Raw genomic sequence first — 3709 nt, 5'->3', positions numbered from 1 at the left:
GGCCGCACCCCGGACCGGACCACACAGGCGGCATCCACGTCCTCCACGTCCTCGCCCGCCCCCTCCTCGCCCAGCGCGTCACCGCGACCCACCCGACGCCGCCCCGAGCTGCCGCGCGGCGGGCGCCGGCTCTTCCCCGAGCACCGGCTCGTCGGCTACTGCGGCCTGCCCGGCGCCGCCGCCCTCGGACGGCTCGGCACGGGTGACCTCGACGACCGGGTCAAGGAGATCGAACGGCGGGGCCGGGCCTATGCCGACGGCCGTACGGTGCTGCCCGTCCTCGAACTGCTCGCCGTCGTCGCCAACTCCTCCGCCGGGCCCGACGGCACCTACCGCAGCCGCACCCCCGACGCCACGATCCACACGTTCCTGGCGGCGGCCCGCCGCCACAAGGCGCTGCTCCTCCTCAACATCCAACCGGGCCGCGCCGACGCCCTCGCCGAGGTGAAGGCGCTGCGGAAGTGGCTCGTCCACCCGGATGTCGGCATCGCCCTGGACCCGGAGTGGGAGATGGCCCCCGGCCAGAAGCCCGGCGACACCTACGGCCGCACCAGCGGCGCCGAACTGACCCGGATCGCCGCCCATCTCGCGTCGCTGGTGGAGGCGCACGACCTCCCGGAGAAGGTGTTCGTCCACCACCAGGTCGCCGAGTCCGTCGTCCGGGACGCGGACCGGCTGCGCGTCCCCGCGGGCGTGGCCGCCATCAAGAGCGCCGACGGGATCGGCACCCCGCACCTCAAGCGGGAGACCTGGAAACGGCTGGTCGCGCGCATGCCCCCGCGCGTGCACACCGGTTTCAAACTCTTCTTCGACGAGGACACCGAGGGCGGCAGCCGCCTCATGACCCCGGACGAGGTCCTGGGCCTTGACCCGCGCCCCTCGTACGTGATGTACGAATGAGGGCGCCGGTACGCGTACGCGACGGCGAGGACGGAGGACGGGATGGAGCCATCGGCACTCCGCCGGGCGGTGGGGGCCGCAACGACCACCGCTGCGGAACTGAGCCTCCAGGTCGACGACGTGGTCGTCATCCAGAACTCGGACCGCGTCGCCCTGCGCCTGGTGCCGTGCGATGTCCTCGCCCGGGTCGCGCCGTCGGAACACCTGGCCGATTCCACGTTCGAGGTGGAGGTCGCCCGCCTCCTCGCCGACGTCGTCGACGCCCCGGTGGCCGAGCTCGACCCGCGGGTCGCTCCCCGCGTCTTCTCGCGTGACGGGTTCGCCCTGTCGCTGTGGACGTACTACGCACCGCTGGAGCCGGAGATCGCGCCGGCCGCCTACGCGGACGCGCTCTCGCGCCATCACGCCGCCCTGCGCCGGATCGACCTGGACGCCCCGCACTTCACCGATCGCGTCGCCCGGGCCCTCGGTGAGGTGAACGACCAGGACCGCTCCCCCGAACTGCCCGCTGCGGAGCGGGAGTTCCTCCGCGACACGCTCACCGCCCTGAGCACCGGGATCGGCACCGGGAAGGACAGCGAGCAGCTGCTGCACGGCGAACCCCATCCGGGCAACCTCCTCCACACGGGACGAGGACCGCTGTTCGTGGACCTCGGCACGTGCTGCCGCGGGCCGGTCGCGTTCGATCTCGCCCACGCGCCCGAGGACGTCGCACCGCACTACCCGGGGGCCGACCTCGGCCTGGTCGACCGGTGCCGCGCCCTGAACTGGGCGCTGTTCTCGTCCTGGCGCTGGCGCCGGGACGACCAGATGCCCGACCGGGACCACTGGCGCGCGGAGGGCCTCCATCGGGTGCGCGCGGCGCTCGACCGCTGCGCACAGGACTGAACCCGCCCCGGCAACCCTGGGACTCCGGGAACCCTGGGACCCCTGGGAACGCTGGGAACACGCCCCGTTCACCGGGGACCGTGTCATTCCCACGCCCTGCCCGCCCCGCTCACACCGTTCTCCCACGCGCGTGCGGCACCGTCGGATTCTCAAGAACCGTTCGGTCGCCCAGCCCAGGAGGAGATCCGTTGACCATCGCAGGTGTGCGCAGGAACGCCGCGCCATGGCTGGCCATCGTCGCCCTCGCGGCCGGCCTGGTCGCGTGCAGCGGCGACGACGGCCGTGCGGGCACGGCCGAGGAGAGCGGGAGTCCGCGCGGCAGCGCTTCCCCGCAGCGGCCCAACATCGTGTGGGTGCTGACCGACGACCTCTCGTCGGACCTGGTGGACCACATGCCGCACGTGAAGGCGATGCAGAAGGACGGCCTGTCCTTCTCGAACTACACGGTGACCGACTCCCTGTGCTGTCCGTCCCGTTCGTCCCTCTTCACCGGCAAGTTCCCTCACAACACAGGGGTGTTCACGAACACGCCGCCGGACGGCGGTTTCGAGACCTTCCACGAGAAGGGGAACGAGGACAAGACCTTCGCCACCGCCCTGCACCAGCAGGGCTATCGCACGGCGATGATGGGGAAGTACCTCAACGGCTACCAGCCGGACATGACGGTGGACGGCGAGAAGAACTACGTGCCCCCGGGCTGGGACGAGTGGGACGTGGCCGGGAACGGCTACAAGGAGTACGACTACGCCCTCAACGAGAACGGCAGGACGGTCGACCACGGGCACGACCCGGAGGACTACCTGACCGACGTCGTCAACGAGAAGGGCCAGGACTTCATCGGGACGTCGGTGCGGGACAAGAAGCCTTTCGTGCTCGACATCTCCACCTTCGCGCCGCACGGCCCGGCCACCCCGGCCCCCCAGGACGAGGGGTCGTTCCAGGATCTGAAGCTGCCGCGGCCACCGGCCTTCGACAAGACCCCCACGGACGCCCCGCAGTGGCTCAAGGACAAGAAGGCCTTCACCCCGCAGCAGATCAAGAAGATCACCCGCACGTACCGCAAGCGCGTGCGTGCCGTCCAGGCCGTCGACCGCATGATCGGTGACCTGCAGGAGAAGCTGAAGAAGGAAGGCGTGTACGACAACACCGTCTTCGCGTTCGCGTCCGACAACGGCTTCCACATGGGCCAGTACCGCCTGATGCCGGGCAAGCAGACCGCCTTCGACACCGACGTGAACGTGCCGCTGGTGGTCACGGGCCCCGGCGTCCCGCAGGGCGAGACCACAGGGGCGATCGCTTCCAACATCGACATCTGCCCCACCTTCACGGAGCTGGGCGGCGCCGCGGCCGACCCGGACGCCGACGGCCGCAGCCTGGTGCCGCTGCTGAAGGGCGAGACCCCGGCGGACTGGCCGCGGACCGCGCTGGTGGAGCACCACGGGCCCAACACCTCCGCGCAGGATCCCGACAAGCCCGGCAAGGGCAGCGGCAATCCGCCGAGTTACGAGGCGCTGCGCACGGACCGGTACACGTACGTCGCGTACCGGAACGGTTCCCACGAGTACTACGACCGCAGCAAGGACCCGGACATGCTGCACAACGTCTACGGGCAGCTGTCCTCGCGCACGAAGGAGCGGCTCGCCTCGGACCTGAAGCGGCTGCAGGACTGCAAGGGCGCGAAGGAGTGCGCCGCCGCGAGCCGGGCCGGCTGACCCGGTCCCCGGGGGCGTGTCAGGGGGCCTTCGGGAGCCGGACGCTCACGCGGGTCCCCTCTCCCGGGGCACTGGCCACGTCCACGCCGCCGCCGTGCGCCTGGGCGACCGCCGCGACGATGGCCAGCCCGAGGCCGCTGCCGTCGCCGCTGTGTGCCGGGTCGCCGCGGTAGAACCGCTCGAACAGCCGCGGCAGCGCCTCGTCCGCG

General features: G+C 71.5%; 4 protein-coding genes. 3 read left to right on the top strand and 1 reads right to left on the bottom strand.

The window, feature by feature from the left end; genetic code table 11:
* From G3I40_RS24895 to G3I40_RS24885, 3 genes are all read left to right on the top strand, one after another.
* Window positions 1-900, top strand: a 900-nt coding sequence (locus G3I40_RS24895) for a hypothetical protein (protein WP_239091924.1), incomplete at its 5' end; no start/stop codon positions are given.
* 42 nt (window positions 901-942) lie between these two features.
* Window positions 943-1788 carry a phosphotransferase gene (locus tag G3I40_RS24890; RefSeq protein ID WP_164304352.1) on the top strand — a complete coding sequence of 282 codons (846 nt, stop codon included), beginning with the start codon at window positions 943-945 and terminating at the stop codon, window positions 1786-1788.
* A gap of 188 nt (window positions 1789-1976) precedes the next feature.
* Window positions 1977-3500, top strand: a complete 1524-nt coding sequence (locus G3I40_RS24885; RefSeq protein ID WP_203644746.1) for a sulfatase — start codon at window positions 1977-1979, stop codon at window positions 3498-3500.
* Between the two features lie 19 nt (window positions 3501-3519).
* On the opposite strand, the gene G3I40_RS24880 is transcribed toward G3I40_RS24885, so the two are convergent.
* The coding region (locus G3I40_RS24880; protein ID WP_164304351.1) for a sensor histidine kinase at window positions 3520-3709 on the bottom strand (190 nt) is incomplete at its 5' end.

The sequence above is a fragment of the Streptomyces sp. SID14478 genome (genome assembly GCF_010548525.1).
Taxonomy (GTDB): Bacteria; Actinomycetota; Actinomycetes; order Streptomycetales; family Streptomycetaceae; genus Streptomyces.
This window is presented reverse-complemented; position numbering and strand designations above follow the sequence as displayed.

What these genes read in the sequence shown, in the direction of transcription:
- G3I40_RS24890 (WP_164304352.1), top strand. Translation starts at nt 943, where the DNA reads ATGGAGCCATCGGCACTCCGCCGGGCGGTGGGGGCCGCAACGACCACC.